The organism is Enterocloster bolteae, from assembly GCF_002234575.2.
Taxonomy (GTDB): domain Bacteria; phylum Bacillota; class Clostridia; order Lachnospirales; family Lachnospiraceae; genus Enterocloster; species Enterocloster bolteae.
The window spans coordinates 3,281,632-3,306,141 of sequence record NZ_CP022464.2 but is presented as its reverse complement, the minus strand read 5'-3'; the positions used below and the strand labels follow the sequence as shown (position 1 = coordinate 3,306,141).

Annotated in this window: 20 protein-coding genes; 19 read left to right on the top strand and 1 reads right to left on the bottom strand. The window is 52.0% G+C overall.

Annotated features, from left to right (window positions below; genetic code table 11):
- The first annotated feature begins 65 nt into the window (after positions 1-65).
- From plsX to CGC65_RS15480, 14 genes are all read left to right on the top strand, one after another.
- Positions 66-1,073, top strand: a complete 1,008-nt coding sequence (gene plsX / locus CGC65_RS15545) for a phosphate acyltransferase PlsX (RefSeq protein WP_002564309.1) — start codon at positions 66-68, stop codon at positions 1,071-1,073.
- A gap of 49 nt (positions 1,074-1,122) precedes the next feature.
- Positions 1,123-1,353, top strand: coding sequence for an acyl carrier protein (gene acpP / locus CGC65_RS15540; protein ID WP_002564308.1), 231 nt, complete (start codon positions 1,123-1,125; stop codon positions 1,351-1,353).
- A gap of 100 nt (positions 1,354-1,453) precedes the next feature.
- Positions 1,454-2,158, top strand: a complete 705-nt coding sequence (gene rnc, locus CGC65_RS15535; protein ID WP_002564307.1) for a ribonuclease III — start codon at positions 1,454-1,456, stop codon at positions 2,156-2,158.
- Positions 2,159-2,169: 11 nt separating this feature from the next.
- The gene (gene smc / locus CGC65_RS15530) at positions 2,170-5,730 is read left to right on the top strand and encodes a chromosome segregation protein SMC (protein ID WP_002564306.1); all 3,561 of its coding nucleotides are present in this window, start codon (positions 2,170-2,172) and stop codon (positions 5,728-5,730) included.
- Between the two features lie 98 nt (positions 5,731-5,828).
- A complete protein-coding gene (gene ftsY, locus CGC65_RS15525) occupies positions 5,829-6,782 on the top strand; it encodes a signal recognition particle-docking protein FtsY (protein WP_002564305.1) in 954 nt (317 codons plus the stop codon).
- 59 nt (positions 6,783-6,841) lie between these two features.
- Positions 6,842-8,074, top strand: a complete 1,233-nt coding sequence (ilvA, locus tag CGC65_RS15520; protein ID WP_002564304.1) for a threonine ammonia-lyase — start codon at positions 6,842-6,844, stop codon at positions 8,072-8,074.
- Between the two features lie 33 nt (positions 8,075-8,107).
- Positions 8,108-9,694 carry a ClC family H(+)/Cl(-) exchange transporter gene (locus CGC65_RS15515; RefSeq protein WP_002564303.1) on the top strand — a complete coding sequence of 529 codons (1,587 nt, stop codon included), beginning with the start codon at positions 8,108-8,110 and terminating at the stop codon, positions 9,692-9,694.
- A gap of 32 nt (positions 9,695-9,726) precedes the next feature.
- Positions 9,727-10,308 (top strand): hypothetical protein, encoded by a 582-nt coding sequence (locus tag CGC65_RS15510; RefSeq protein ID WP_002564302.1) that lies wholly within the window; start codon positions 9,727-9,729, stop codon positions 10,306-10,308.
- 18 nt (positions 10,309-10,326) lie between these two features.
- Positions 10,327-10,620: a hypothetical protein gene (locus CGC65_RS15505; RefSeq protein ID WP_002564301.1), complete on the top strand. Its 294-nt coding sequence runs from the start codon at positions 10,327-10,329 to the stop codon at positions 10,618-10,620.
- A 235-nt stretch (positions 10,621-10,855) separates the two neighbouring features.
- Complete coding sequence (locus tag CGC65_RS15500; protein ID WP_038281975.1) at positions 10,856-12,553, top strand: ammonium transporter; 1,698 nt, start codon at positions 10,856-10,858, stop codon at positions 12,551-12,553.
- 139 nt (positions 12,554-12,692) lie between these two features.
- Entirely contained in the window at positions 12,693-13,811 is a 1,119-nt protein-coding gene (locus tag CGC65_RS15495) for a YkvI family membrane protein (protein ID WP_002564299.1), read from the top strand.
- Complete coding sequence (pnuC, locus tag CGC65_RS15490) at positions 13,789-14,484, top strand: nicotinamide riboside transporter PnuC (RefSeq protein ID WP_002564298.1); 696 nt, start codon at positions 13,789-13,791, stop codon at positions 14,482-14,484. The genes CGC65_RS15495 and pnuC overlap by 23 nt, the downstream gene beginning before the upstream one ends.
- Entirely contained in the window at positions 14,474-15,514 is a 1,041-nt protein-coding gene (locus tag CGC65_RS15485) for an AAA family ATPase (RefSeq protein ID WP_002564297.1), read from the top strand. Before pnuC ends, CGC65_RS15485 begins: the two co-directional genes overlap by 11 nt.
- A gap of 22 nt (positions 15,515-15,536) precedes the next feature.
- Positions 15,537-16,415: an SPL family radical SAM protein gene (locus CGC65_RS15480; protein WP_002564296.1), complete on the top strand. Its 879-nt coding sequence runs from the start codon at positions 15,537-15,539 to the stop codon at positions 16,413-16,415.
- Positions 16,416-16,461: 46 nt separating this feature from the next.
- Here CGC65_RS15480 and CGC65_RS15475 read toward each other — a convergent pair whose 3' ends face one another.
- Positions 16,462-17,346: an MBL fold metallo-hydrolase gene (locus CGC65_RS15475; protein WP_002564295.1), complete on the bottom strand. Its 885-nt coding sequence runs from the start codon at positions 17,344-17,346 to the stop codon at positions 16,462-16,464.
- Positions 17,347-17,551: 205 nt separating this feature from the next.
- Between CGC65_RS15475 and CGC65_RS15470 the strand changes: the two genes are divergently transcribed.
- From CGC65_RS15470 to hemC, 5 genes are all read left to right on the top strand, one after another.
- Positions 17,552-18,424, top strand: coding sequence for a DUF368 domain-containing protein (locus tag CGC65_RS15470; RefSeq protein ID WP_319638739.1), 873 nt, complete (start codon positions 17,552-17,554; stop codon positions 18,422-18,424).
- Between the two features lie 288 nt (positions 18,425-18,712).
- Positions 18,713-20,926, top strand: a complete 2,214-nt coding sequence (locus CGC65_RS15465) for a transporter substrate-binding domain-containing diguanylate cyclase (RefSeq protein ID WP_002564293.1) — start codon at positions 18,713-18,715, stop codon at positions 20,924-20,926.
- Positions 20,927-21,387: 461 nt separating this feature from the next.
- Entirely contained in the window at positions 21,388-22,824 is a 1,437-nt protein-coding gene (locus tag CGC65_RS15455) for a D-alanyl-D-alanine carboxypeptidase family protein (protein ID WP_002564292.1), read from the top strand.
- Positions 22,825-22,883: 59 nt separating this feature from the next.
- The gene (locus CGC65_RS15450; RefSeq protein ID WP_002564291.1) at positions 22,884-23,609 is read left to right on the top strand and encodes a precorrin-2 dehydrogenase/sirohydrochlorin ferrochelatase family protein; all 726 of its coding nucleotides are present in this window, start codon (positions 22,884-22,886) and stop codon (positions 23,607-23,609) included.
- Entirely contained in the window at positions 23,602-24,510 is a 909-nt protein-coding gene (gene hemC / locus CGC65_RS15445; RefSeq protein WP_002564290.1) for a hydroxymethylbilane synthase, read from the top strand. The genes CGC65_RS15450 and hemC overlap by 8 nt, the downstream gene beginning before the upstream one ends.

Sequence of the window (24,510 nt, the reverse complement as noted above, 5' to 3'; positions counted from 1 at the left end):
TATTGATTTATAGAATGATATCTAGTATATTATAAGTTGTATGCAGGACCGAAAGGAGAGTCATTATGATTAAAGTAGCGGTAGACGCCATGGGCGGGGATTATGCGCCGGGCGAGATGGTAGCCGGAGCAGTGGAGGCTGTGAACGCAAAACCTGGCATTCAGGTGCTTCTTGTGGGGCAGGAGCAGGCAGTTGTTTCAGAACTGTCAAAGCACACCTACGACAAGGACCGGATTCAGGTTGTGAACGCCACAGAAGTCATTGCCACTGAGGAGCCGCCGGTAAACGCTATCCGTAAGAAGAAAGACTCTTCCATCGTGGTAGGCTTAAACCTTGTAAAACAGGGGGAGGCCGACGCCTTTGTATCCGCCGGAAGTTCCGGGGCAATCCTGGTAGGCGGACAGGTGATAGTGGGGCGCAGCAAAGGTGTGGAACGTCCCCCGCTGGCACCGCTTATTCCTACGGAGAAGGGCGTATCACTTTTGATTGACTGTGGAGCCAATGTGGATGCCAGAGCGTCCCATCTGGTGCAGTTTGCCCAGATGGGTTCCATCTATATGGAGCATGTGATGGGAATAAAGAACCCGCGGGTGGCCATTGTCAATATCGGTGCGGAGGAAGAAAAAGGCAATGCGCTGGTGAAGGAGACATTTCCCCTGTTAAAGGAATGTAAGGGGATCAACTTCACCGGAAGCATTGAAGCCAGGGAAATTCCCCATGGCGGAGCGGATGTCATTGTCTGTGAGGCATTTGTGGGCAATGTAATCCTGAAGCTGTATGAGGGGGTTGGGGCCACCTTGATCAGTATGGTGAAGGGCGGTATGATGTCCACCCTGCGCAGCAAGATTGGCGCCCTTTTGGTGAAGCCGGCCCTCAAGGAAACGCTTAAATCCTTTGACGGCAGCCAGTACGGCGGAGCACCCCTGCTGGGTCTGAAAGGCCTTGTGGTCAAGACCCACGGCAATTCAAAGCGCACGGAGGTGCGTAATTCCATTATTCAATGTGTGACGTTTAAGGAACAGGATATCAATGGTAAAATCCAACAGTGCCTGAACGTTCAGAACGAAGAATAAGTCCGAAGGACGAAGTAAAAATCAAGATTTAAGAAAGAGGAGCTAAGAGATGGAATTTGAGAAATTACAGGGTATTATCGCAGAAGTGTTGAACATTGAACCGGAGGAAGTGACAATGGCAGCTACATTCGTAGATGACCTGGGTGCGGATTCACTGGACATTTTCCAGATTATCATGGGAATTGAAGAGGAATTCGACATAGAGATTCCAAATGAGGCTGCAGAACAGATTGTAACAGTAGGCGATGCAGTAGAGCAGATTAAGAACGCTTTAAACTAACGGACAGGCACAGGGGCTGTAAGCACAGCCCTTTTTGTGCGTTTGGGAGGCTTGTTTTAAAGGCCTGTCCCAAAGTGTATTTGAAGAAGGAAGGATCATTATGAACAGTCATTTAAAAGAACTGGAAGAGAGGATTGCATACGAGTTTAAGAACAAGAACCTGTTTACTCAGGCCCTGACCCACAGCTCCTATGCCAACGAACACCGTCTGGACCACAGCAGATGCAATGAGCGCCTGGAGTTTCTGGGGGATGCTGTCCTGGAAATCGTGACCAGTGAATTCCTCTACCGCAAGTATGAAACGCTGCCTGAGGGAGATTTGACGAAAATCAGGGCCAGCATTGTGTGCGAACCCACCCTGGCTTACTGCGCAGGGGACATTGAGCTGGGCCAATACCTGTATCTGGGCAAGGGTGAGGACGCCACCGGCGGCAGGAACCGCAATTCCGTGGTGTCAGACGCCATGGAGGCCCTGATTGGCGCGATTTATCTGGACGGTGGTTTTGCTAATGCAAAAGAGTTCATTCATCGTTTTATCTTAAACGACATTGAACACAAGCAGCTCTTTTATGATAGCAAGACTATCTTACAGGAGATGGTGCAGAGCCGCCAGGAGGCGCCCCTGTCCTATGAGATCATCCGTGAGGAAGGGCCGGATCACAATAAATCCTTTGAGGTCTGCGCCAAAATCGGGGATGAGGAGGTGGGCCGCGGCGCGGGACGTACCAAGAAGGCAGCCGAGCAGGTGGCTGCCTATAACGGCATACTGAAGCTTAAGGCACAGGAAGCCGCAGCAGAAGAATAAGCAGGTGGACTATGTATTTAAAAAGTATTGAGATTCAGGGGTTTAAATCTTTTGCCAATAAGCTGGTATTTGAATTCCATAACGGCATCACCGGCATCGTGGGCCCCAACGGCAGCGGAAAGAGCAATGTGGCTGACGCCGTGCGCTGGGTGCTGGGCGAACAGCGCATCAAGCAGCTGCGCGGCGCCAGCATGCAGGACGTCATCTTTGCGGGAACCGAGATGAGAAAGCCCCAGGGGTTTGCCTACGTGGCCATTACCCTGGACAACAGCGATCATCAGCTGGCCATTGACTATGACCAGGTGACGGTATCCCGCCGACTCTACCGTTCCGGTGAGAGCGAATATATGATAAACGGCAGCGCCTGCAGACTTAAGGATATCAACGAGCTGTTTTATGATACGGGTATCGGCAAAGAGGGATACTCCATCATCGGACAGGGACAGATTGACAGAATATTAAGCGGCAAGCCGGAAGAACGCCGGGAGCTTTTTGATGAAGCTGCCGGTATCGTTAAATTTAAGCGCCGCAAGGCCATTGCCCAGAAGAAGCTGGAGGACGAGCAGGCCAACCTGGTCCGTGTAAGCGATATCCTCTCTGAGCTGGAGAAGCAGGTAGGTCCCCTGGAACGTCAGTCCAGGGCAGCCAGGGAGTATCTTCAGTTAAAGGACAGCCTTAAGATTTGCGATGCCAACCTCTTCCTCATGGAGACAGAGGGAACAGGCACGCAGCTGGAGGAAGTGGAGAAGCGCCATCAGGTTCTCTCCGGCGATATGGAGGACACGGGCAGGGAGTCTGAGCGCCTGAAGGCCGGATACGAGGAGCTGGAGCAGACTCTGGCGGACCTGGAGCGCCGCATGGCAGCTGACCGGGATGAGCTGAGCCAGGGCACTGTGCTGAAGGGGAATCTGGAAGGCCAGATTAATGTTCTGAAGGAACAGATACATACGGAGGAGATGAACCAGGAGCATCTGGAGCACAGGCGGGACGTGATCAAGGAGGAGCTGGCTGCCAAGAATCAGCAGCTGGCCTCCTATAGAGAAGAACGAAAGGCCATGGGCGACCAGGTGAGGGATGCTGTAAAGCGCCAGGAGGAAGCCGGAGCCCGTCTTGGGGACCAGGACGAGTCCATCCGCCGGCTGGAGGAAGCCATTGAAGGGGCAAAGGCAAGTATCATTCAGGCCCTCAACGAGAGAGCCTCCCTGACTGCCAGACAGCAGCGGTATGAGACTATGCTGGAGCAGGTGAATTTACGGCGCAGCGAGGTATCCCAAAAGCTTCTCAGATTCAAGAGCGACGAGTCGGTGCAGGACGAGCTTATCGGCAGGGAACGGGCTTTGTTGGACCAGCTGAATGAGGAGCTGGAGAAAAAACAGTTCGCGGCTCAGGAAGCCGAGGACGCCCTTCTTAAGGCTGAGCAGGAATCCCACCGCCTGAACCGGAATTTAAACGATACCCAGCAGGAATACCATATGGCCTACACCAAGCTGGAATCTCTTAAAAACCTGGCGGAACGCTATGACGGCTACGGCAACAGCATCCGCAGGGTCATGGAGGTGCGCGATCGGGTACACGGCATACATGGGGTGGTGGCGGATATCATCACCACCAGCCAGAAGTATGAGACGGCCATCGAGACAGCCCTGGGCGGAAGCATCCAGAACATTGTGACGGATTCAGAGGCAACGGCCAAACAGCTGATTGAATATCTGAAGAAGAATAAATACGGCAGGGCAACCTTCCTGCCGTTAACCAGCATTAACGGCAAACAGACATTTTCCCAGCCGGCCGCCCTGAAGGAGAAAGGGGTTCTGGGGCTGGCCAGCGATCTGGTCCAGGTGGATTCACGGTATGAAGGCCTGGCCAGGTATCTGTTAGGCCGGGTGGTGGTGGCAGATACCATCGACAATGCCATTGCACTGGCCAGAAAGTATAAATACAGTCTCCGCATCGTCACCCTGGAGGGCGAGCTCTTAAGCGCCGGCGGTTCCATGACGGGCGGCGCCTTTAAGAATTCCAGCAACCTGCTGGGGCGGCGCAGGGAGATTGAGGAGTTAGAGAATACCTGCAGCAAGGCCCTGGTCCAGGTGGAGAAGATTCAAAAGGAGCTTAACCTGGAAGAATCCATGGCCCAGGAGAAAAAGGGAGAACTGGAGAAGCTGCGCGCCGACATGCAGTCCATGGCCATCCGGGAGAATACCATCCGCATGAACATATCCCAGCTGGAGGACAAGAAAGCGGAGATAGCGGAGTCATCCACGGACCTGGTGCGCGAGCACGGCCAGCTGGAAGAGCAGGTAAAGGAAATCAATGAGAGCCGCACAGCCCTCACCCAGGACTCCAGGGAGCTGGAGCAGGTGAGCACCCAGGCCAACCAGGAGATCGAGGACAAGACGGTTCTTCTGGAGACCTCCAGAAAAGAGCGGGAGACCTGCGCTGCGGCCCTGTCGGCCCTTCAGATGGAGGCAGCCAACCTGCGCCAGAAACAGGACTTTATCCGCGAAAACGCAGACCGTGTGTCCGGAGAAATAGAGAAGCTTACGGAGGAGTTTGACTCACTGGCCGAAGGCACGGGAAATTCCGAACAGGTGATTGAGGGCAAACGCCGGGAGATTGCCCATCTGGGAGAACTGATTCAGAATGCCATGGTGCATATGAAGGAGCTGGAACAGGTGATGGCTGGCCATGAGTCCGAGAAGGAGGAGATGTCCTCCAGGCAGAAGGCGTTTCTGGCAAAGCGGGAGGAACTGACCGCCCGCCTGGCAGAGCTGGACAAGGATATGTTCCGCATCCAGGCCCAGAGGGAAAAGCTGGAGGAAAAACTGGAGGCGTCCACTGCCTATATGTGGTCTGAATATGAGATGACTTATTCCACGGCCCTGGAGCTTAAGAGAGAGGAATACCAGTCCGTCCCTGAGGTAAAGAAGCTCATAGACGAATTGAAATCCAGGATAAAGGGACTGGGCAACATCAATGTCAACGCCATCGAGGATTACAAAGAGGTATCGGAGCGCTACGAGTTTATGCGCACCCAGCATGAGGACCTGGTCACTGCCCAGGCCGAGCTGGAGAAAATCATCGAGGAACTGGATACCGGGATGCGGCGCCAGTTTGAAGAAAAGTTCGGTGAAATCCGGGCTGAATTCGACAAGGTCTTTAAGGAATTGTTCGGAGGCGGACGGGGCACACTGGAACTGATGGAGGACGAGGATATCCTGGAGGCAGGCATACAGATCATTGCCCAGCCCCCCGGTAAGAAGCTGCAGAATATGATGCAGCTCTCAGGCGGTGAAAAGGCCCTTACAGCCATTTCCCTGCTGTTTGCCATCCAGAACCTAAAGCCGTCCCCCTTCTGTCTTCTGGATGAGATTGAGGCGGCCCTGGATGATTCCAATGTGGACCGCTTCGCGGGATACCTTCACAAGCTGACCAGGAATACCCAGTTCATTGTCATCACCCACAGAAGAGGCACCATGGTCTCAGCGGACCGCCTCTACGGCATCACCATGCAGGAAAAGGGCGTATCCACGCTGGTCAGCGTGAACCTCATTGCGGATGACCTGGATAAATAGTGCAACTGGATAAATAGTGAAAGTTATGATATGATGATTCATATATATATTTATTGTATATAAGACCTAAATGTAAGACACAAAAAGGAGAATGATTTATGGCAGAGGGAAGGAAGGGCTTTTTCGGGCGCCTGGTAGAGGGCCTGGCCAAGACCCGCAGCAATATCGTGTCAGGGATAGACTCCATTTTCAGTGGTTTTTCCGCCATTGACGATGATTTCTATGAGGAGATAGAGGAGACCCTTATCATGGGAGATTTGGGAATCCAGACCACCATGTCCATTGTGGAGGATTTGCGCAAGAAGGTGAAGGAGCAGCATATCCGGGAACCGGAGGAGTGCAAGGAGCTTTTGATCAACAGCATCAAGGAGCAGATGGACTTAGGGGAAAACGCATACGAATTTGAGCACAGGAAGTCCGTGGTTCTGGTTATCGGCGTCAACGGAGTGGGCAAGACCACGTCTGTGGGCAAGCTGGCCGGACAGCTTAAGGACGACGGGCGCAGGGTCATACTGGCGGCTGCAGATACCTTCCGGGCGGCTGCCATTGAGCAGCTGACCGAATGGGCATCAAGGGCCGGCGTGGAGCTGATTGCGCAGCAGGAGGGATCCGACCCGGCGGCTGTTATCTACGACGCAGTGGCGGCAGCCAAGTCCAGGAAGGCGGACGTGCTTATCTGTGATACGGCCGGAAGGCTTCACAATAAAAAGAATCTGATGGAAGAGCTTAAGAAAATCAACCGCATCATTGACAAGGAGTATCCGGATGCCTACAGAGAGACTCTGGTGGTGTTAGACGGCACCACGGGACAGAATGCCCTGGCCCAGGCCCGCCAGTTCATGGAGGTTGCCGACATCACAGGCATTATCCTGACCAAGCTGGACGGCACAGCCAAAGGAGGCATTGCCGTGGCCATTCAGTCCGAACTGGGAATTCCTGTAAAATATATTGGAATCGGGGAGAAGATAGACGATTTGCAGAAATTCAATGCAGATGACTTTGTCAATGCCCTGTTCCATGTGCAGAAGCAGGCGGAGGAGAATCCATCTTGAATTTAATACATTGACGTGCTATAGTATAGGATAAAAGTAAGGGAAAGAAGGACCAAGATATGGAAGAACTGACACTGGAAAGATTTGAAGAGGCCTCCGAGCTTGTGAAAGATGTGACCACAGAGACAAAACTGGTATACAGTGAGTATTTCTCTGCCCAGACAGGAAACAAGGTATTTTTCAAGCCGGAGAACATGCAGTACACGGGCGCCTATAAGGTGAGGGGAGCCTACTATAAGATACACACCCTGACCGAGGAGGAGAAGTCCAAAGGACTGATTACTGCATCAGCCGGCAACCATGCCCAGGGCGTGGCCTACGCAGCCAAGCTGGCCGGCGTAAAGGCAACTGTTGTCATGCCCACCACCACGCCTCTTATGAAGGTGAACCGAACCAAGAGCTACGGCGCCGACGTGGTGCTGGAGGGGGACGTGTTCGATGAGGCCTGCGATCACGCCTATAAGCTGGCGGAGGAGTTCGGATATACCTTTGTACATCCTTTCGATGACCTGGACGTGGCTACGGGACAGGGCACCATTGCCATGGAAATCATCAAGGAGCTTCCCACGGTGGACTATATCCTGGTTCCCATCGGCGGAGGCGGTCTCTGTACCGGCGTTTCCACACTGGCCAAGCTTTTGAACCCGAAGATTAAGGTTATTGGCGTGGAGCCGGCAGGCGCCAACTGCATGCAGGTATCCCTTAAGGAGGGAAAGGTGGTGGGACTTCCCCAGGTGAACACCATTGCGGACGGCACGGCGGTGAAGCGTCCCGGCGAAAAGCTGTTCCCTTACATACAGGAAAATGTGGACAGCATCATCACCATCGAGGACAGCGAGCTGATTGTGGCTTTCCTTGACATGGTAGAAAACCACAAGATGGTTGTGGAGAATTCCGGCCTTCTGACTGTGGCGGCCTTAAAGCATCTGAACGTACAGAAAAAGAAGATTGTATCCATCTTAAGCGGCGGCAATATGGACGTCATCACCATGTCCTCCATCGTGCAGCACGGCCTGATTGAGAGGGACCGTGTGTTTACCGTGTCCGTGCTGCTTCCTGACAAGCCGGGAGAGCTGGCCAGGGTATCCGCCCTTCTTGCAAAGGAGCAGGGCAATATCATCAAGCTGGAGCACAACCAGTTCATCAGCATCAACCGAAATGCTGCCGTGGAGTTGCGCATCACCATGGAGGCGTTCGGCACAGAACATAAGAATCAGATTGTATCTGCCCTTACCAGCGCGGGCTACCGTCCCAAGCTTGTAAAATTCAAGGGCACCTACAGTGAGATGTAGGCATCAGGCCAGAAGGATACAGGGGGAAACGTTATGCAGCCGGAAGAACATACGGTTACTCATACCATTAACCGTTACCGGAGTTTTCGTTATGAGTTGATTTTAGAGGGGGTAGTGGTGGGAGCCCTGGCAGGCGCCGTGGTGGTGGCCTTCCGCTATCTCATCGGTTCCGCGGATATACTGCTGAACATGATACTGGACTATGGTAAGAGCCATACCTGGTTTGTGCCGGTATGGATTCTGATTCTGGCCGTTGCCGCGTGTGTGGTGTCCCTTCTCCTTAAATGGGATTCCCTGATATCAGGCAGCGGCATTCCCCAGATTGAAGGAGAAATCATCGGGGAAATTGACGAAAAATGGTGGCGTGTGCTGCTTGCCAAGCTGGGAGGGGGCATTATATCCCTGGGATGCGGATTGTCCCTGGGACGCGAGGGCCCCAGCATTCAGCTGGGAGCCATGACGGCAAAGGGGTTCTCAAGAGCCGCCAAGCGTGTGAAAACAGAGGAAAAACTTCTGATTACCTGCGGGGCCAGCGCCGGATTGTCGGCCGCCTTTAATGCGCCCATTGCAGGCATACTGTTTTCTTTGGAGGAGGTACATAAGCACTTTTCACCGGAGCTTCTCCTTTCCTCCATGGCGGCATCCATTACTTCGGATTTTGTATCCAGGAATGTATTCGGCCTTACGCCGGTATTTTCCTTTCACATCACCCATATGATGCCCCTTGGCACCTACGGACATGTGCTGGTTCTGGGTGTGCTCATGGGAGCCATGGGCGTGGTTTATAATACCACCCTGTCTAAAACCCAGGACTTGTACGGAAAAATCCCCTGGGGCACGGTGAAGCTTCTGATCCCCTTTCTGCTGGCAGGCGTGTTTGGTTTTACATACCGCAGCGTGCTGGGCGGTGGCCATGCCCTGGTGGAGGAGCTGTCCACGGGCGAGATGGCGCTTGGGGCGCTGTGTCTGCTGCTGGTGGTCAAATTCACCTTCAGCATGATAAGCTTCGGATCCGGAGCTCCGGGAGGCATCTTCCTGCCCCTGTTGGTGATGGGGGCCATCATAGGAAGCATATATTACAATGCGGCCCTTCTTGTCAGCCCCTCACTGAGCGGCCTGGTGGGGAATTTCATTATCCTGGGCATGGCGGGCTATTTCTCCGCCATTGTGCGGGCGCCGATTACAGGCATCATACTGATTAGTGAGATGACAGGATCCTTTTCCCATCTGCTGACCTTGTCCATGGTTTCACTGGCAGCATATCTGGTTCCGGATATGGTTCACTGCGCACCGGTGTACGACCAGCTTCTGCACCGCCTTCTGGCAAAGCAGAACCCGGACAAAAAGGTCACGCTTACAGGGGAAAAGGTGCTGGTGGAAGGTATGATTTACCACGGAAGCGCAGCTGAGGGAAAGAAGGTTTCAGCCATCGCCTGGCCAAGGACCTCTCTGGTGGTATCCCTTATGCGCGGGGAGGCCGAGTTTGTGCCCAGAGGAGATACCGCGCTCAGGGCAGGTGACAAGATAGTGGTGCTGTGCGACGAGACTTCACAGGGGCAGCTTCACAAGGCGCTGCAGGAATATTGTGAGACGGTGGCTCCCATGCAGAAAGGGCAGTGACCTGTGCATGGACGGATGGAAGGAGGAATTACATGAATCGAATCAAAAGGTTTATGGGCAGAAAGGGTATTCTGCTGGCAATAGCGCTTACGGCCCTGCTGGCCGCAGGATGCGGGAGCAAAAAGGAGCCTGCTAAGACGTCTGAGGCAGAGACATCCGCTCCGGCAGAAACAGCAACAGAGCCGGAAGCCGGGAACCAGGAACTGCCCAATCCCATGGTGGAGGTAGAGGATGTCCTGGCCTTTGAGGCCATTGGCGTCCATATGGTGCTGCCGGAGGGGGCTGAGGATACCAGCTTTTTCATTATCAACCAGGAGGTAGCGGATGCCCAGTTCACTTTGGACGGTGTGGCATACACCTACAGGGCCTCGGATACGGCAGAGGACTTTGCGGGAATTTTCGAGCGATTTAAGGATGAGGCTATTGCACAGAACTATGATTACGGTGAAACCAGCCTGGAGGTCCTGATTAAGACCACGGACAGCGGCGGCCGCCTGGCTTCATGGGAGTGGGGAAGCACCAAGTACACACTCTATACGGCAGCCCAGGTGGACGATGAAACCATCACGGATCTGACCATGAACCTGGTGGAGCTGAGCCAGTATGAAAAGTAGTTTAAAAGAGGATAGCATATGCTGGAGTTAAGGGATTTTATGCCGGTTAATTTCCTGAAAAAGGAGAAGTTTACAGGAAGCCACAACGGCATGCGTTTTCGTATGGAGAAGCTGGATTTGGAAGGTGAGGACGGCCCCCGCCTGAGTGTTACCATTTGGCCTGAGCCCTATGGCTATGATGCTACTCCGGAAGAAGAAAAGGAACAGCAAATCCTGTCCTTTGACGCGGACGGCATTGCAAAGGGAGTGGACTGGCTGAACGAGCAGTTTGAAGGCCAGAAAGCCAGATGGAAGGCTGTGAGCCGGGGTTAAAAATAAATCTGATTAGTCATTGACTTTTCGTAAAGTGTAAACTATAATAAGCCACATAAAGAAAAGCGCCGGTGCTTAGACATCCGGCGCTTTCTCTATTTTCTGCGCAGATAACAGATACACAAAGAGGTGTATTGCCGCAGCCAGGTACCGGGCGGGTAATGCACCTCTTTTTGCGTATTCCCCCATGAATGCGCATCCCCAACAAAAATAAAACCTCAAGGAGGAATGTATGATGGAATTTTCAGCGGTAAACACAATTTGGGTCCTGTTAGGCGCGGCCCTGGTTTTCTTCATGCAGGCAGGCTTTGCCATGGTGGAAACCGGCTTTACAAGAGCGAAGAACGCAGGCAACATTATCATGAAGAACCTGATGGATTTTGCCATTGGTACCCCTTTGTTCTGGCTTACAGGCTTCGGCATCATGTTCGGAGGAGCGGGGGCTTTTATTGGAGGATTTGATCCGCTGGTGCGGGGAGATTATTCCGGAATCCTTCCGGCCGGCGTTCCCCTTCCCGCCTATCTGATTTTCCAGACTGTGTTCTGTGCCACGGCAGCAACCATCGTATCAGGTGCCATGGCGGAGCGCACCAAATTTATTTCTTACTGTATCTACAGCGCTGTCATCAGCGCAGTGGTTTATCCTGTGTCGGGACACTGGATTTGGGGCGGCGGTTGGCTGGCCCGGATGGGATTTCACGATTTCGCGGGCTCCACAGCCGTCCATATGTGCGGCGGGGCTGCGGCCCTGATTGGAGCCAGGGTACTGGGACCGCGTATGGGAAAGTACACTGAGGACGGAAAGCCAAACGCGATTCTGGGCCACAGCCTTACCCTTGGCGCCCTTGGCGTGTTCATCCTGTGGTTCTGCTGGTTCGGTTTTAACGGATGCTCCACCGTAGCCATGGACAGTGACGCGGCCGTATATTCTGCCGGCAATATCTTTGTAACCACCAACCTGGCGGCTGCCACAGCCACCGTAGCCACCATGATTATCACCTGGCTGCGCTATAGAAAGCCGGACATCTCCATGACATTGAACGGTTCCCTGGCCGGTCTGGTGGCAATCACAGCCGGCTGTGATATGGTCAGCCCGGCGGGCGCGTTTTTTATCGGACTCATAGCAGCCTTTGTGGTGGTATTCGGCATTGAATTCATTGATAAGGTGTGTAAGATAGACGATCCGGTAGGTGCCATCGGGGTCCATGGCATGTGCGGGGCCGCAGGCACCCTTCTCACCGGCGTCTTTGCGGTGGATGGAGGCCTTGCATACGGAGGCGGTTTCTCCTTCCTGGGAATACAGCTTTTAGGTGTTGTTTCCGTTATCCTTTGGGTAAGCGTGACCATGATTATCACCTTTCGTGTGCTGAAGCATACCATTGGTCTCAGGGCCAGCGAAGAGGAGGAGACAAAGGGACTGGATGTAACGGAACACAATCTGGCCAGCTCCTATGCGGATTTCATGCCAATGGTATTTATGGGAAAAGCAAAGGAAGGAGCAGCAGATACAGGTGTCCCTGTTGAAAAGGCAGTTCCGGTGGAGCATTACCCTTCGGCAAAGCCGGTATCCGCTAGTGTCAAGCTGTCCAAGGTGGTGGTGGTATTCAACCAGTCCAGGTTCACCGCCCTTAAGGATGCGCTGACGGAGCTGGGAGTTACCGGTATGACCATCACGCAGGTCATGGGCTGCGGAACGCAAAAAGGCCATGTAAATTACTACCGCGGCATAAAGGTGGAGGAAGCAGCCCTTCTTCCGAAGATGAAGCTGGAAGTGGTGGTGAGTAAGGTACCGGTGGAGGATGTATTAGAGACAGCCAGGAAAGCTCTTTACACAGGCAATATCGGAGACGGGAAGATTTTTGTGTACGAAGTGGAAAATGTAGTGAAGGTCCGTACCGGAGAGCAGGGGTATGACGCGCTCCAGGGAGAGTAAAAGAACAGAAATTATAATCTGAGATGAAATAGTAGATAAATATGGCATTGAATATGAATTATGGTATTCAATGCTATATTTTTTATGTGCCTTCTGCTATAATATAACAAAATCAGGTGCGGATACAGGGGGAACAGGAATGAAGGGAAAGGGCAGCAGGTGCAGCATCCGAAATGTGGTTACGTTTGCAGGAGCTTTTATTGCCTGGATTATCGGTTCAGGCTTTGCTACAGGTCAGGAGATACTTCAGTTCTTTACCAGTTACGGATACTACAGTTATGGTGTGGTGCTGCTGAATCTCCTTGGCTTTTTATTTTTGGGCCAGGTATTGCTTACCACAGGATATGCCCACAGGGAAGAGGTGAATTTTAATCACTTCACTTTTTTCTGCGGAAAAAATGTGGGAAGGTTTTATTCATGGCTGATTCCAGTCACGCTGCTCATGATTATGGCTGTACTGATTTCAGGAGCAGGGGCCACGATTTCAGAGTATTACGGAATAAACAGATATCTGGGTTCCATGATAATGGCGGTCATGGTCCTGTGTGCGTATCTGACCGGATTTGAAAAAATGGTACGTATTGTATCCACCATCGGTCCTGTCATAATCGCGTTCACCCTTATGGTGGGGTTAGCAACCGTAATCCGCGGCGCCGCAAATCTCTCCCATATCCGCCAGTATGAGACTGGGCTGGGGGCGTCACGGTCAGCGCCTAACTGGCTTATCAGCTCTGTCCTTTACATATCCCTGAACTTTCTCAGCGGCAGCACCTATTTTACGGCTCTGGGGATGACGGCCCGCAGCAGGAAGGAAGCCAAATGGGGGGCTGTATGGGGCGCCTTAACTATGATACTGGCCATTGCCATCATGAATACCGCCATCCTGCTTCACTCAAAGGATGCCGCGTCCCTGGCGGTTCCCACTCTGTATCTGGCCAGACATATTTCCAATGTGCTGGGCGCTGTTTTTTCCGTTGTCCTTGTCCTGGGTATGTTTTCCTCCTGCTCCACCATGATGTGGACGGTCTGCAGCCGTTTCTCATTCTCTGCGCCCGGCAGAAACAGGATGGCCGCAGCGGCGGTGACTGTATTTGCGTTCCTGCTGGGAATGCTTCCATTCAGCCGCTTAATCAATGTATTTTATCCCTTTGTGGGATATATGGGACTGATCTATATAGGATGCGTGGCCTGTAAAGGGCTGCGGCCGCTAAAAACATACAAGAAGGGGAACGGGGATGGGAAGATTTCTGAAACATGAGTTGTCAGGCTGGAAGGCCTGGGAGATTATATGGCTGGCAGCTGCCTGCACCATCATCACGGCCCTGTCCATACACTGGGGTGACGACGTTCTGGGCATTACCATGGCCCTCACCGGTGTGATCTGCGTCATACTGACCGGAAAGGGCAAGATGAGCTGCTATCTGTTCGGACTGGTGAATACAGTTCTCTATGCCTGGATTGCATTTGGGGCCAGATATTACGGAGAAGTCATGCTGAATGCCTGCTACTATGTCCCTATGCAGTTTGTGGGATGGTTCATGTGGAAAAAACACATGGACGGTAAGACAAAGGAAGTGGAGAAAACCAGGCTTACCGTTTCAAGACAGATACTACTTCTGGTTTTGTCCGCTGTCTCCATCTGCGGCTACGGGCTGGTATTGAAACGATTAGGCGGAAACCTCCCCTTTATCGACAGCATGAGCACCTGCCTGTCTGTGCTGGCCATGCTTCTCAGCGTCAGGCGCCTTATGGAGCAGTGGATAGTATGGATTGTGGTGGATGTGGTGACTGTATTCATGTGGTTTGCGGATTATCAGAAGGGCGGGACCGATATCGCCACCTTACTGATGTGGTGCATCTATCTGTTAAACGCCATGTTTATGTTTGTAAAATGGTTCAGGGAAAGCGGGGAACATGTCAATGAAGTATAAGACGGGAATGTTCGGGGGATCCTTTGACCCCCTGCACACAGGCCATATCCACGATATCATCCGGGCAGCCGCCATGTGCAGGGAGCTCTATGTGGTTATCAGCTGGTGCCGGGGACGGGAGTCCACCTCAAAGGAGATGCGCTACCGGTGGATTTTAAACAGTACCAGACATCTTTCCAATGTAATGATACGGATGGTGGAGGACCAGGCCCTTACCAAGGAGGAATATGATACACCGGGGTACTGGGAACAGGGAGCCAGGGATATAAAGGCAGTCATAGGAAAGCCTATTGACGCTGTGTTCTGCGGGACAGATTATCTGGGAACAGGCCGGTTCGAGGCTCTGTACGGACCTGAGAGCCAGGTGATTTACTTTGACCGGAGCGAGGTGCCGGTGTGCTCCACGGACATCCGCGCCTGGGCGCTGGGACACTGGGATTACATTCCCTCTGTGTGCCGGGATTACTATGCCCGGCGTGTGCTGGTTCTGGGGAGCGAGAGCACGGGAAAGAGCACCCTGGTCCGGAATCTGGCACTGGCCTATAATACCAACTATGTCAGTGAGGCCGGCAGGGATACCTGCGATTATGCGGGCGGGGAAGATCTGATGATAGCGGAGGATCTGTACGAAAACCTGCTGCGCCAGAAAATCAATGTGATGGAGGCTGCCAAACACAGCAACCGAATCCTGTTTGTGGACACAGACGCCGTAACCACCTTGTTTTACAGTCATTTTCTTTTAGGAGATAAGCAAAAGGAGCTGACGGTGTGTACGAAGCTGGCTGAAGCCATTCATGAGACAGACCGCTGGGATCTTGTGCTGTTTCTGGAACCGGATGTGGAATTTATCCAGGACGGGACACGCAATGAAAAGATACGGCAGGACAGGGAGGGATGCAGCCTTCGGATTAAAGAACTGTTAGACCGGTACAGGGTGGAGTACCACTGTATCGGAGGCACATATCTGGAGCGTTTCAACCGTGCAAAGGAACTGATACAGGAACAAATCGGACTGGTCACAGTGTGGTGACATCAGGGAGAGGAATGCAAAAATGCATGAAGTAAAAGCCAAATCCATATTGTCGGCCAGGAATGGGATGAATCTCTACCGGGGGTGCAGCCACGGATGCATTTACTGTGATTCCAGAAGCACCTGCTACGGCATGGACCATGCATTTGAGGACATTGAGGTAAAGATAAACGGCCCGGAGCTGCTGGAGCAGGCCTTAAGACGCAGGAGAAAGCGGTGTATGATTGGCACAGGGGCCATGTGCGACCCATATATGCCGGCGGAACGCAGCCTGGGGCTTACCAGGAAATGTCTGGAAATCATTGAACATTATGGGTTCGGAGTCTCTATATTGACGAAATCAGACCTGATTCTGCGGGATCTGGACCTGCTTAAGCGAATCAACCAAAAGACAAGGTGCGTGGTCCAGATGACCCTGACCACCTGCGCTGAAGACCAGTGCAGGATAATTGAACCCCATGTATGCACCACCAGCCGCAGGGCCCAGGTGCTGGAGATCATGCGGGATGAGGGGATTCCCGCCATTATCTGGATGTGTCCCATCCTTCCCTTCATCAACGACACCGAGGAAAACATTCAGGGTATCATCGAGTACGGGGAGAGGGCCAGGGTCCACGGCATCCTGGCCTTTGACATTGGAGTGACCTTAAGGGATGGAGACAGACAATATTTTTACAGCAGGCTGGATGAACATTATCCGGGCCTGAAAAAACAGTACATGGATATGTACGGAAATGCCTATGAGGTGGGAAGCCCCCGCAAAAAAGAGCTTATGGCGTTTTTTAAGCGCCTTTGCAGAGAACGGCAGATGGAAACTGATATCAATAAGCTCTTTGCCTATCTTCAGAAATTCGAGGACAAGGGAGCGGGAGAGCAGCTGAGCTTCATGGACCTTATATAGAGCCTGCCTGTGATACTAGGAGTACCTGTGAAACCGGGGCTGCCTGTCAGCTTCTCCAATACAGGCAGTTTTCTTCTATGTAAGCCTCCATTTCACCCATATCCTTAAGCCAGGACAGGTAGGAACGTATCGTACTCCCCACCAGCACATGCTGCTGGAAGGTCATGACCAGCCCATAGTGGTCAAAGACTTCCTTAAGAAGTGTTTCAAAGGTCCTGGGGACGCGGCACAGCTCCAGAAGCAGTTCCTTTATCTCCATGACGCAGTCCCTGTTATAGGAAGCCAGGGCTGCCACGTTGTAAGAGACTTCCGCGTGGGCCGGTACAAACAGGTTTGCCTTCATGGATGCCACCTTATCCAAGGTTTCCAGATAGGCTGCCACATCGTAGATAAAGGAGACCCTGTATTTTTCCAGGGTGGCGCGGCTGCTGAGACAGTCGGCCAGGAACACGGTGTCATCCGGGGTGCGAATGCCTATCATCTGGAAAAAATGGCCGGGAAGGGGAATCAGTTCCAGGTCTTTTAGCAGCTGGTCCTCTGACAGCCGGGACACATCGCTGACATCGCTTTCCTGTGCCATCAGGAACTTATGGCGCAGGTCTTTAAACGGATAGCCGCCGTAGAGAAAGGCCGGTTCCAGTATGGGATGTCTGGTAAACGCAGCTTCCATGCTGCTGGCATAAATCCTGCATCCGGTCTGCTGCATCAGATATTTATTGCCGCCGATGTGGTCCGCATTGGAATGGGTGTTGATGATGGCGTGGAGCGACCATTCCTCCCGTTCCAGAATCTGGCGCACCTTGCGTCCGGCATCCTTATCATTGCCGCTGTCAATCAGACAGACTTTCTCATCATCAATGAGATACACACCTATTTTGACCGGACTGTTAATATAGAAACTTCTGGGACCGGCCTGAATCAATTCATACATGGGATTTCCCTTCCTTTCACAATTTAAATTATTACTATGATACCACAGGAACAAATTAAAGGGAAGGAAGAAAATATAAGATCACAGAAACGTCAATGAAAAACCGTGCTTGAATTTTCTGTCAATTCCTGTATAATGATTCAGAGAAAAACATGCTGACATCCGGTGCGGCCGGAAGGCAGTAAAATGACAGGAGGAAAGATACGTGCTTTTAAATGGAATAAGAGGTTTCTGCATGGCTCTGGCGGACAGCGTTCCGGGGGTATCCGGAGGAACCATTGCTTTTTTACTGGGTTTTTATGATACATTTATTGAATCCCTGAACGACCTTATGGGCCGGGACAACGGCAGAAGGAAGGCTGCCTTTTTGTTTCTGGTAAAGCTGGGAGTGGGATGGGTCATCGGCTTCTGCATGTCGGTTCTGATTCTGTCCAGCCTTTTTGAGGTTCACATCTACCGGATCAGCTCCCTGTTTCTTGGACTGACTTTATTCGCCATTCCCATGGTGATCCGTGAGGAAAAAGAAGTTCTTAAAGACAGGTACGGAAATATTGTATTCACCCTTATAGGAGTTCTGCTGGTATTTTGCATCACCTATTTTAATCCCTCCGGCGGCGAGGGGATCAGTGTATCGGTGGAGCATCTGTCACTGGGGCTGGTGGTGTATGTATTCTTCACAGCCATGATTGCCATTACGGCCATGGTGCTGCCGGGCATCTCAGGTTCCACACTTCTTCTCATATTCGGGCTCTATGTGCCCATCATAGGTGCTGTGAAGGAATTCCTGCACATGAATATGGACTATTTCCCCATCCTGATGGTATTTGGTCTGGGCGTCGTCACAGGGATTGTGGGAATCATTAAAATCATCAAGATGTGCCTGGAGCGGTACCGTTCCCAGACCATTTACACCATCATCGGCCTGATGACGGGTTCCCTCTATGCCATCACCATGGGGCCAACCACCCTGGATGTGCCCAGGGCGCCCATGAGTCCGTCCACCTTCAGCATCCTGTTTTTCTTACTGGGCGGTGTGATACTGGCAGGGCTGGAGCTTTTGAAGGCGCGTCTGGACTGATTTGCGCTTTTTTAATATTGTTCTATTAACCTGCTCCTGATCTATGAAACTATTATGTACTTCCTTAACCGGCAGACAGGCCTTTCGGCCTTCTGCCTTTTTTTGCGCTATAAAGGTTATGGAAGTATACCGTGACGCATATGTCAGGCTGGAAGACATATTCCGGAAGTTGAAAGAAATCAATGCTTAATTTAAGCCGAACTACTGGAATCCTCCATAGTTGCATGTTATAATCAATATATTGTTAGAACAAACAAATTATAACCTGTGGGTGATGGGATGAAGAAGTTGGCGGCGGCTAAATACAGGATTTTCCTGATTGTGTCATCATTCCTTCTGTGCCTTTTTTTAGCCTTGCCTGTGCAGGCAGCGGAGAAGGTGCGGGTAGGCTGTGTGGATATCGGGGATTTCATCCAGATAGACCAGGACGGCTATGCAATAGGATATGGGGCGGATTATCTGAATAAAATAGCAGAATATACGGGATGGGAATATGAGTATATCCAGGCGCCCTGGGGGGAGTGCCTGGATATGCTACGCAGAGGGGAACTGGATTTACTGCTCCCTGCTGAATACAGCGAGGAGCGGGCAGAGGATTTCCTTTTCAGCAGCTACGAGTGCTGTTTTGATTTTGCCGCCCTGGTTGGGCGCAAGTCGGACGAACGTCTGTATTATGATGATTACCACGGGTTCCAGGGAATACGGGTAGGCATGATTAAGGGTAACTTCCTGAATGATTTATTTGCCGAATATGCAGAGAATCATGGATTTTCCTATGAAGCCGTATACTATGATACCGGCACCCAGATACTGGAGGCCCTGGAGCGTGAGGATGTGGATGCCATTATCAACGGCAATATGGAATATAACATGAACCAGAAGCTTCTGGCCAAGATTGACTATATGCCGGCTTACTTCATCACGTCGGTGGATAAGCCCGGGCTGATGGTGCGGCTGAACAAGGCATTGAAGCAGATTTTCATAGATAATCCCTATTACTCGGCAGGACTTTATGAAAAATATTACCATGAGATGGACCGGCAGTTTGCAGAGTTTACCCGGGAGGAGAGCCAGTTTGTGAAACAGACCGGGCCGGTATCAGTGCTGGTGGCCCGGTCCGACTATCCTTTTGAATGGTATGACGAGAAGGAAAAAACATGCAAGGGCGCTTACGTGGACTATATGAGGCACCTTTCCAAGGTGAGCGGATTGAATTTTGAGTTCATTCCACTGGAACCGGAAGAGGCTTCAGCAGATAAATTGTTCCGAGAAAATGCCCAGATTCGTTTAAGTGTATTTAAGCAGAAAAGAAGCGGAATGTCCGGCAGTCTTAAATATACCATCCCCTACTATAACTGCAGTTTTAGCCTGGTAGGTAAAAAGGATGAGCCTCTGAATCTTTCCTCCTACCAGCGGATTGCAATGGTAGAAAAAGTGGACGGCCTGCAGGAGGTATTGGAAGACAAGTATCCCAAATGGGAGATTGTTACCTATGATACCCCTAAAGACTGTCTCACAGCGGTGGAAAACGGAAATGCCGACTGTGCCATGGTATCCTCCATCAAGCTGTCGGCGGACCGGAATCTTCTGGGCATGAATCTTGTGGTGGTGGACGGCAGTACGGCTGTTTCACCTGTTTACATAGGAGTCTCGGAAAGTGCCAATCCCCTGCTGGCCCAGGTCCTCTCCAAATCCATTGCAAAGGCGGGAGAGGGGGCTATGGATGAGGCTGTGTATGCAACCCTGCTTTCAGGCAAGGAAAACAAGGACTTCAGCTACTTCATACAGACTTATCCCTTATATTTTGCCTTTGGGGTTATAGCGGTTTCACTGCTGGGAGTGGGAATCCTGTTCATGCGTTACGATGCCCGCCATCAGAAACTGCAGAATCTGATTCTCCAGAAGAAGAATGAGGAGCTGAAGGCTGCTATTGCCATGCAGACCCTGCTTAGGCGCAAGGCACAGACTGATGCCCTGACCGGATTGAAAAACAAAAGCACCACGGAGGAGCTGTGCCGCGCCTGTCTGGAACATGCACAAGGGGACATATGTGCCCTGTTTATCCTGGACCTGGATGACTTTAAACACATCAATGACGAGAGGGGGCATCAGGCCGGTGATGTGGTACTCAGGGCCTTTGGTGATACCATACACAGATGTGTGCGCCAGGATGATGTGGCCGGCCGCATTGGCGGGGACGAGTTCATGCTGTTCATGGGCGGGATTAAAGATGCGGACCAGCTGACACGGTTTGCGGACCGTGTCTATAGGGCTTTAAAGGATAACCCTGATTTCAATGCCACCTGCAGCATGGGCATTGCAGTGGGCAGGACCGGCAATATATCCTATGAGGAGATGTTTGGGATGGCTGACCACGCTTTGTATCAAGCAAAGGCAAACGGAAAGAATAAATACCATATTGAATATATTCCGGGGGAGGCAGCGGAAGACGGGAATTCTGAATCTTCTGAGCCTGCCAAATCTTCCGGGGATATATTGTAACAACGTATGTATCCCTATAAAGACAGCATCAGAACCGGAATGGCTGCCAGGGACATGATGGCGGTGGTGACAATACAGCGCATAATCCTCATGGCCCCGTATTTGGCAGCCAGAAGGCCGCCGTTGCCAATGTTATGAGGCGTACCGTGACGTCTCCTGTATTGGCAATGGCTGTGTCTATAAATCCGGAACCGGAAATCCGGACATCCAGCGGACAATGCCCAGGTATACGGTGATGATACAGGGATTCAGAAGGATGCTCTTTTTTACCTCCAGTGATGTATAAAATAATGGCACTGCTTCCAGGATATGCCATCTAAAGTATACCGCAATTCCCACTGCATGGCTGATTCGTTTCTCAACGAGATACAATTAGTAATTTTAATTCATTGACAGCGGCCCTTTATTAAAATATAATCATGGGTAGGCTGTTTTATTTTGATAAAAAAGAAGAGGTAATTATGCGTCGTATATCCTACATAATCACAAGTCTAATCATGGTCTTTTCAATGGCCACCATCACCGCCTTCGCAAAACCGGACTGGCCCATAGACACAGGGATTCAGTCAGAGGCCGGCATTGTCATGGATATGGATTCCGGAGCCGTGCTGTTTGCCCAGAACATACATGAGCAGAAGATTCCGGCCAGCATCACCAAGCTGCTGACAGCCCTTGTGGTCATTGAAAATACCAATGACCTGGACGCGCCGGTCACATTTTCCCATGACGCCATATACAATGTGGAATCCGGGGCCGGCAACAAGTTCAACCTGGAGGAAGGGGATGTATTAAGCGTCCGCCAGTGTCTCTACGCCATGCTCCTCCAGTCGTCCAACCAGTCGGCCAATGCTCTGGCAGAGTATGTGGCGGGAAGCAGACAGGCTTTTGTGGATATGATGAACCAGCGGATTGCGGAGCTTGGCTGTAATGAAAGCCATTTTGCCAATCCATCCGGTTTGAACGACGACACCCAGCGCACCACGGCCTACGACATGGCCATCATAGCCAGGGCCTGCTTCCAGAACCCCACTGTGCTGGAGATTGCCTCAGCCAGAACTTCTACTATACCAGCCACTGCCAACAACCCCAATGGGCGGACTTTTTCCATTGAGCATAAAATGCTGCTGTCGGATGATTCCAACTATTATCCCGATGCCATTGCAGGTAAGACCGGCTGGACATCCCAGGCAGGACAGACCCTTGTCACCTATGCCAGACGGGAGGGCAGAGGCCAGATAGCAGTTACCCTTAAGAGTACCCAGAAAACCCATTATTCAGATACAAAGACCATTCTGGATTTCTGCTTTGCAAAATTCAAGAATGTGAACATAGCTGACAATGAAATCGAATATGTCACAGGAGACACGCCTGTAACCATTGCCGGGGAGACATATGATCCATCGGAACTATCCATTGAAAGCGGGGCGGTTATCACCATACCTAATGACGCACAGTTTACAGATGCGGACAAGGCGCTGGAGACGGATTTGCCTGAGGACCATCCCCAGGAGGCCGTGGCCAGGCTGGTCTACACCTATAATGAGCGGAGAGTTGGAGATGCATGGATTTACAGCTCCAGGGTCCAGGCTGTTAACGCAACTCCCTCCGAGCCTGGTGAGGATACGCCCCAGGAAAGCCAGCCCGAAAAGGACGGACAGGACGGAAAAACCGGCCTTAAGCTTCCAAGGGCAGTGCTCATAGGCGGCGGGGCTGTCCTGGTCTTGGCGCTGATTGCCGGCGGCGGAGTATTCTGGTTTAAAAGACGGCAGGCAGCGGAGCGGGAACGCCAGCGTATCCTCAGGGAAAAGCGCAGACAGCGTCTGGCGGACATAGGTTATACGGAAGAGGATTTTGAACGTCTGTTAGATGAACGAAGAAAGCAGCATGACATGCGCTGATTTTCTTCATGTTGCAGATAAAAATAGCAGGAAAGAGACGCAGACAGGAGGTTTTGTGAATGGCTGTCTGCGTCTTTTTCGGTACGTTCGCCCGGACGGCTCTGTCCGGGGATAGAATGGGAGGAGCGAACTTCATGGCATATTTTCCGTTTTTTGCAGATATTGAGGGAATGAGATGGCTGATTGCGGGCGGTGGAAGCGTGGCCCTGAGAAAGGTGCATGATCTGCTTCCCTATGGAGCGGTCATCGAGGTAGTATCCCCGGACATGTCCCCTGGCCTGGATGAGATGGCGCAAGACATCGCATACACGGACACTCTCAAGCTGACCAGAAGAGAGTTCGAGGACAGGGACCTGGATAGAGCCGACTTTGTCATTGCGGCCACGTCTGAGCCCGGCCTTAACAGCAGAATATCCGTACTGTGCAGGTCAAAAAGGATTCCTGTAAATGTGGTGGATGTAAAGGAGGAATGCTCCTTTATCTTCCCGTCCATTGTACGGGACGGACCTGTGGTGGTGGGAATTTCCACCGGCGGCATGAGCCCTGTCATAGCCAGGTACCTGAAGGCCAGAATCCGGTCCGTAATGCCGGACAGCCTGGGAGAGCTGACAACCCGGCTGGGAGCTTACAGAGAGACGGTCAAAGACCTGTTCCCTGACTCGCCCCGGGTCCGTTCAGCCTTGTTTTACGAGCTGGCGGAGGAAGGGCTCAGCCATAACGGCTGTCTCACACGGGAACAGGCGCAAATTATAATAAACAGAAAGCTGGAACAGGAACATGAATGATATCATCCGCATTGGAACAAGAAAAAGCGCACTGGCGCTGATTCAGACACAGCTTGTAGCTGATGAATTAAGGCAGGTCTGTCCTGGCATACAGGTGGAAATCGTAACAAAAGATACCCTGGGGGACCGGATACTGGACAAGCCCTTACAGGAATTCGGGGGCAAGGGTGTCTTTGTATCTGAGTTTGAGCAGGCCATACAGGAAGGCGTCATAGACCTTGCGGTCCACAGCGCCAAGGACCTTCCCATGGAGCTGGCCCAAGGACTGACCATTGCAGCGGTATCCGGGCGGGAAGACCCAAGGGATGTGCTGGTCACCATGAGAGGCCATAGGATCCGGCCGGAGAGCGTGGTCCGTATCGGCACCTCCAGTCCAAGGCGGCAGCTTCAGGCCCGGTTGATGTGCAAAACACTGTGGCCGGAGGCTGCCGGGGCAGAATGCAGCACTCTCAGGGGAAATGTTCACACCCGGCTCAGGAAACTGGAAGAGGAGAACTTTGACGGTATCATCCTGGCGGCTGCCGGATTAAAAAGGCTGGGACTGCTGGAACAGGATACCTACGAATATACGTTTCTGGCTCCGGAAGAATTCATACCGGCAGGAGGCCAGGGACTGATGGCGGTGGAGGCAAAAGCAGGAACCGCGGCCCACAGTCTCGCCCAGGCCATGGACCATGCCCAGGGACGGCTGTGCCTGGATCTGGAGAGAAGCGTCCTTAAACAGCTGGATGCGGGATGTCATGAGCCCATCGGCATCTACTCTGTCCTTCAAAACGGGCAGTTGGAGGTATGGGGCATCAGCAGCCCCAGGGAAGAGGTAAAGCGGATTCACCTGACCGGCGGTACCTCCCGGAGGGATATAGAAAAACTGGCGTCAGAAGCATGGAAAGGATTGATGTGA

Coding starts and splice junctions, on each gene's coding strand:
- hemC (WP_002564290.1), top strand. CDS start 23,602: ATGAATGATATCATCCGCATTGGAACAAGAAAAAGCGCACTGGCGCTG.
- CGC65_RS15510 (WP_002564302.1), top strand. CDS start 9,727: ATGAATCGAATCAAAAGGTTTATGGGCAGAAAGGGTATTCTGCTGGCA.
- CGC65_RS15475 (WP_002564295.1), bottom strand. CDS start 17,346: ATGTATGAATTGATTCAGGCCGGTCCCAGAAGTTTCTATATTAACAGT.
- CGC65_RS15515 (WP_002564303.1), top strand. CDS start 8,108: ATGCAGCCGGAAGAACATACGGTTACTCATACCATTAACCGTTACCGG.
- pnuC (WP_002564298.1), top strand. CDS start 13,789: ATGGGAAGATTTCTGAAACATGAGTTGTCAGGCTGGAAGGCCTGGGAG.
- CGC65_RS15495 (WP_002564299.1), top strand. CDS start 12,693: ATGAAGGGAAAGGGCAGCAGGTGCAGCATCCGAAATGTGGTTACGTTT.
- CGC65_RS15500 (WP_038281975.1), top strand. CDS start 10,856: ATGGAATTTTCAGCGGTAAACACAATTTGGGTCCTGTTAGGCGCGGCC.
- CGC65_RS15505 (WP_002564301.1), top strand. CDS start 10,327: ATGCTGGAGTTAAGGGATTTTATGCCGGTTAATTTCCTGAAAAAGGAG.
- plsX (WP_002564309.1), top strand. CDS start 66: ATGATTAAAGTAGCGGTAGACGCCATGGGCGGGGATTATGCGCCGGGC.
- acpP (WP_002564308.1), top strand. CDS start 1,123: ATGGAATTTGAGAAATTACAGGGTATTATCGCAGAAGTGTTGAACATT.
- smc (WP_002564306.1), top strand. CDS start 2,170: ATGTATTTAAAAAGTATTGAGATTCAGGGGTTTAAATCTTTTGCCAAT.
- ftsY (WP_002564305.1), top strand. CDS start 5,829: ATGGCAGAGGGAAGGAAGGGCTTTTTCGGGCGCCTGGTAGAGGGCCTG.
- ilvA (WP_002564304.1), top strand. CDS start 6,842: ATGGAAGAACTGACACTGGAAAGATTTGAAGAGGCCTCCGAGCTTGTG.
- rnc (WP_002564307.1), top strand. CDS start 1,454: ATGAACAGTCATTTAAAAGAACTGGAAGAGAGGATTGCATACGAGTTT.
- CGC65_RS15450 (WP_002564291.1), top strand. CDS start 22,884: ATGGCTGTCTGCGTCTTTTTCGGTACGTTCGCCCGGACGGCTCTGTCC.
- CGC65_RS15485 (WP_002564297.1), top strand. CDS start 14,474: ATGAAGTATAAGACGGGAATGTTCGGGGGATCCTTTGACCCCCTGCAC.
- CGC65_RS15480 (WP_002564296.1), top strand. CDS start 15,537: ATGCATGAAGTAAAAGCCAAATCCATATTGTCGGCCAGGAATGGGATG.
- CGC65_RS15455 (WP_002564292.1), top strand. CDS start 21,388: ATGCGTCGTATATCCTACATAATCACAAGTCTAATCATGGTCTTTTCA.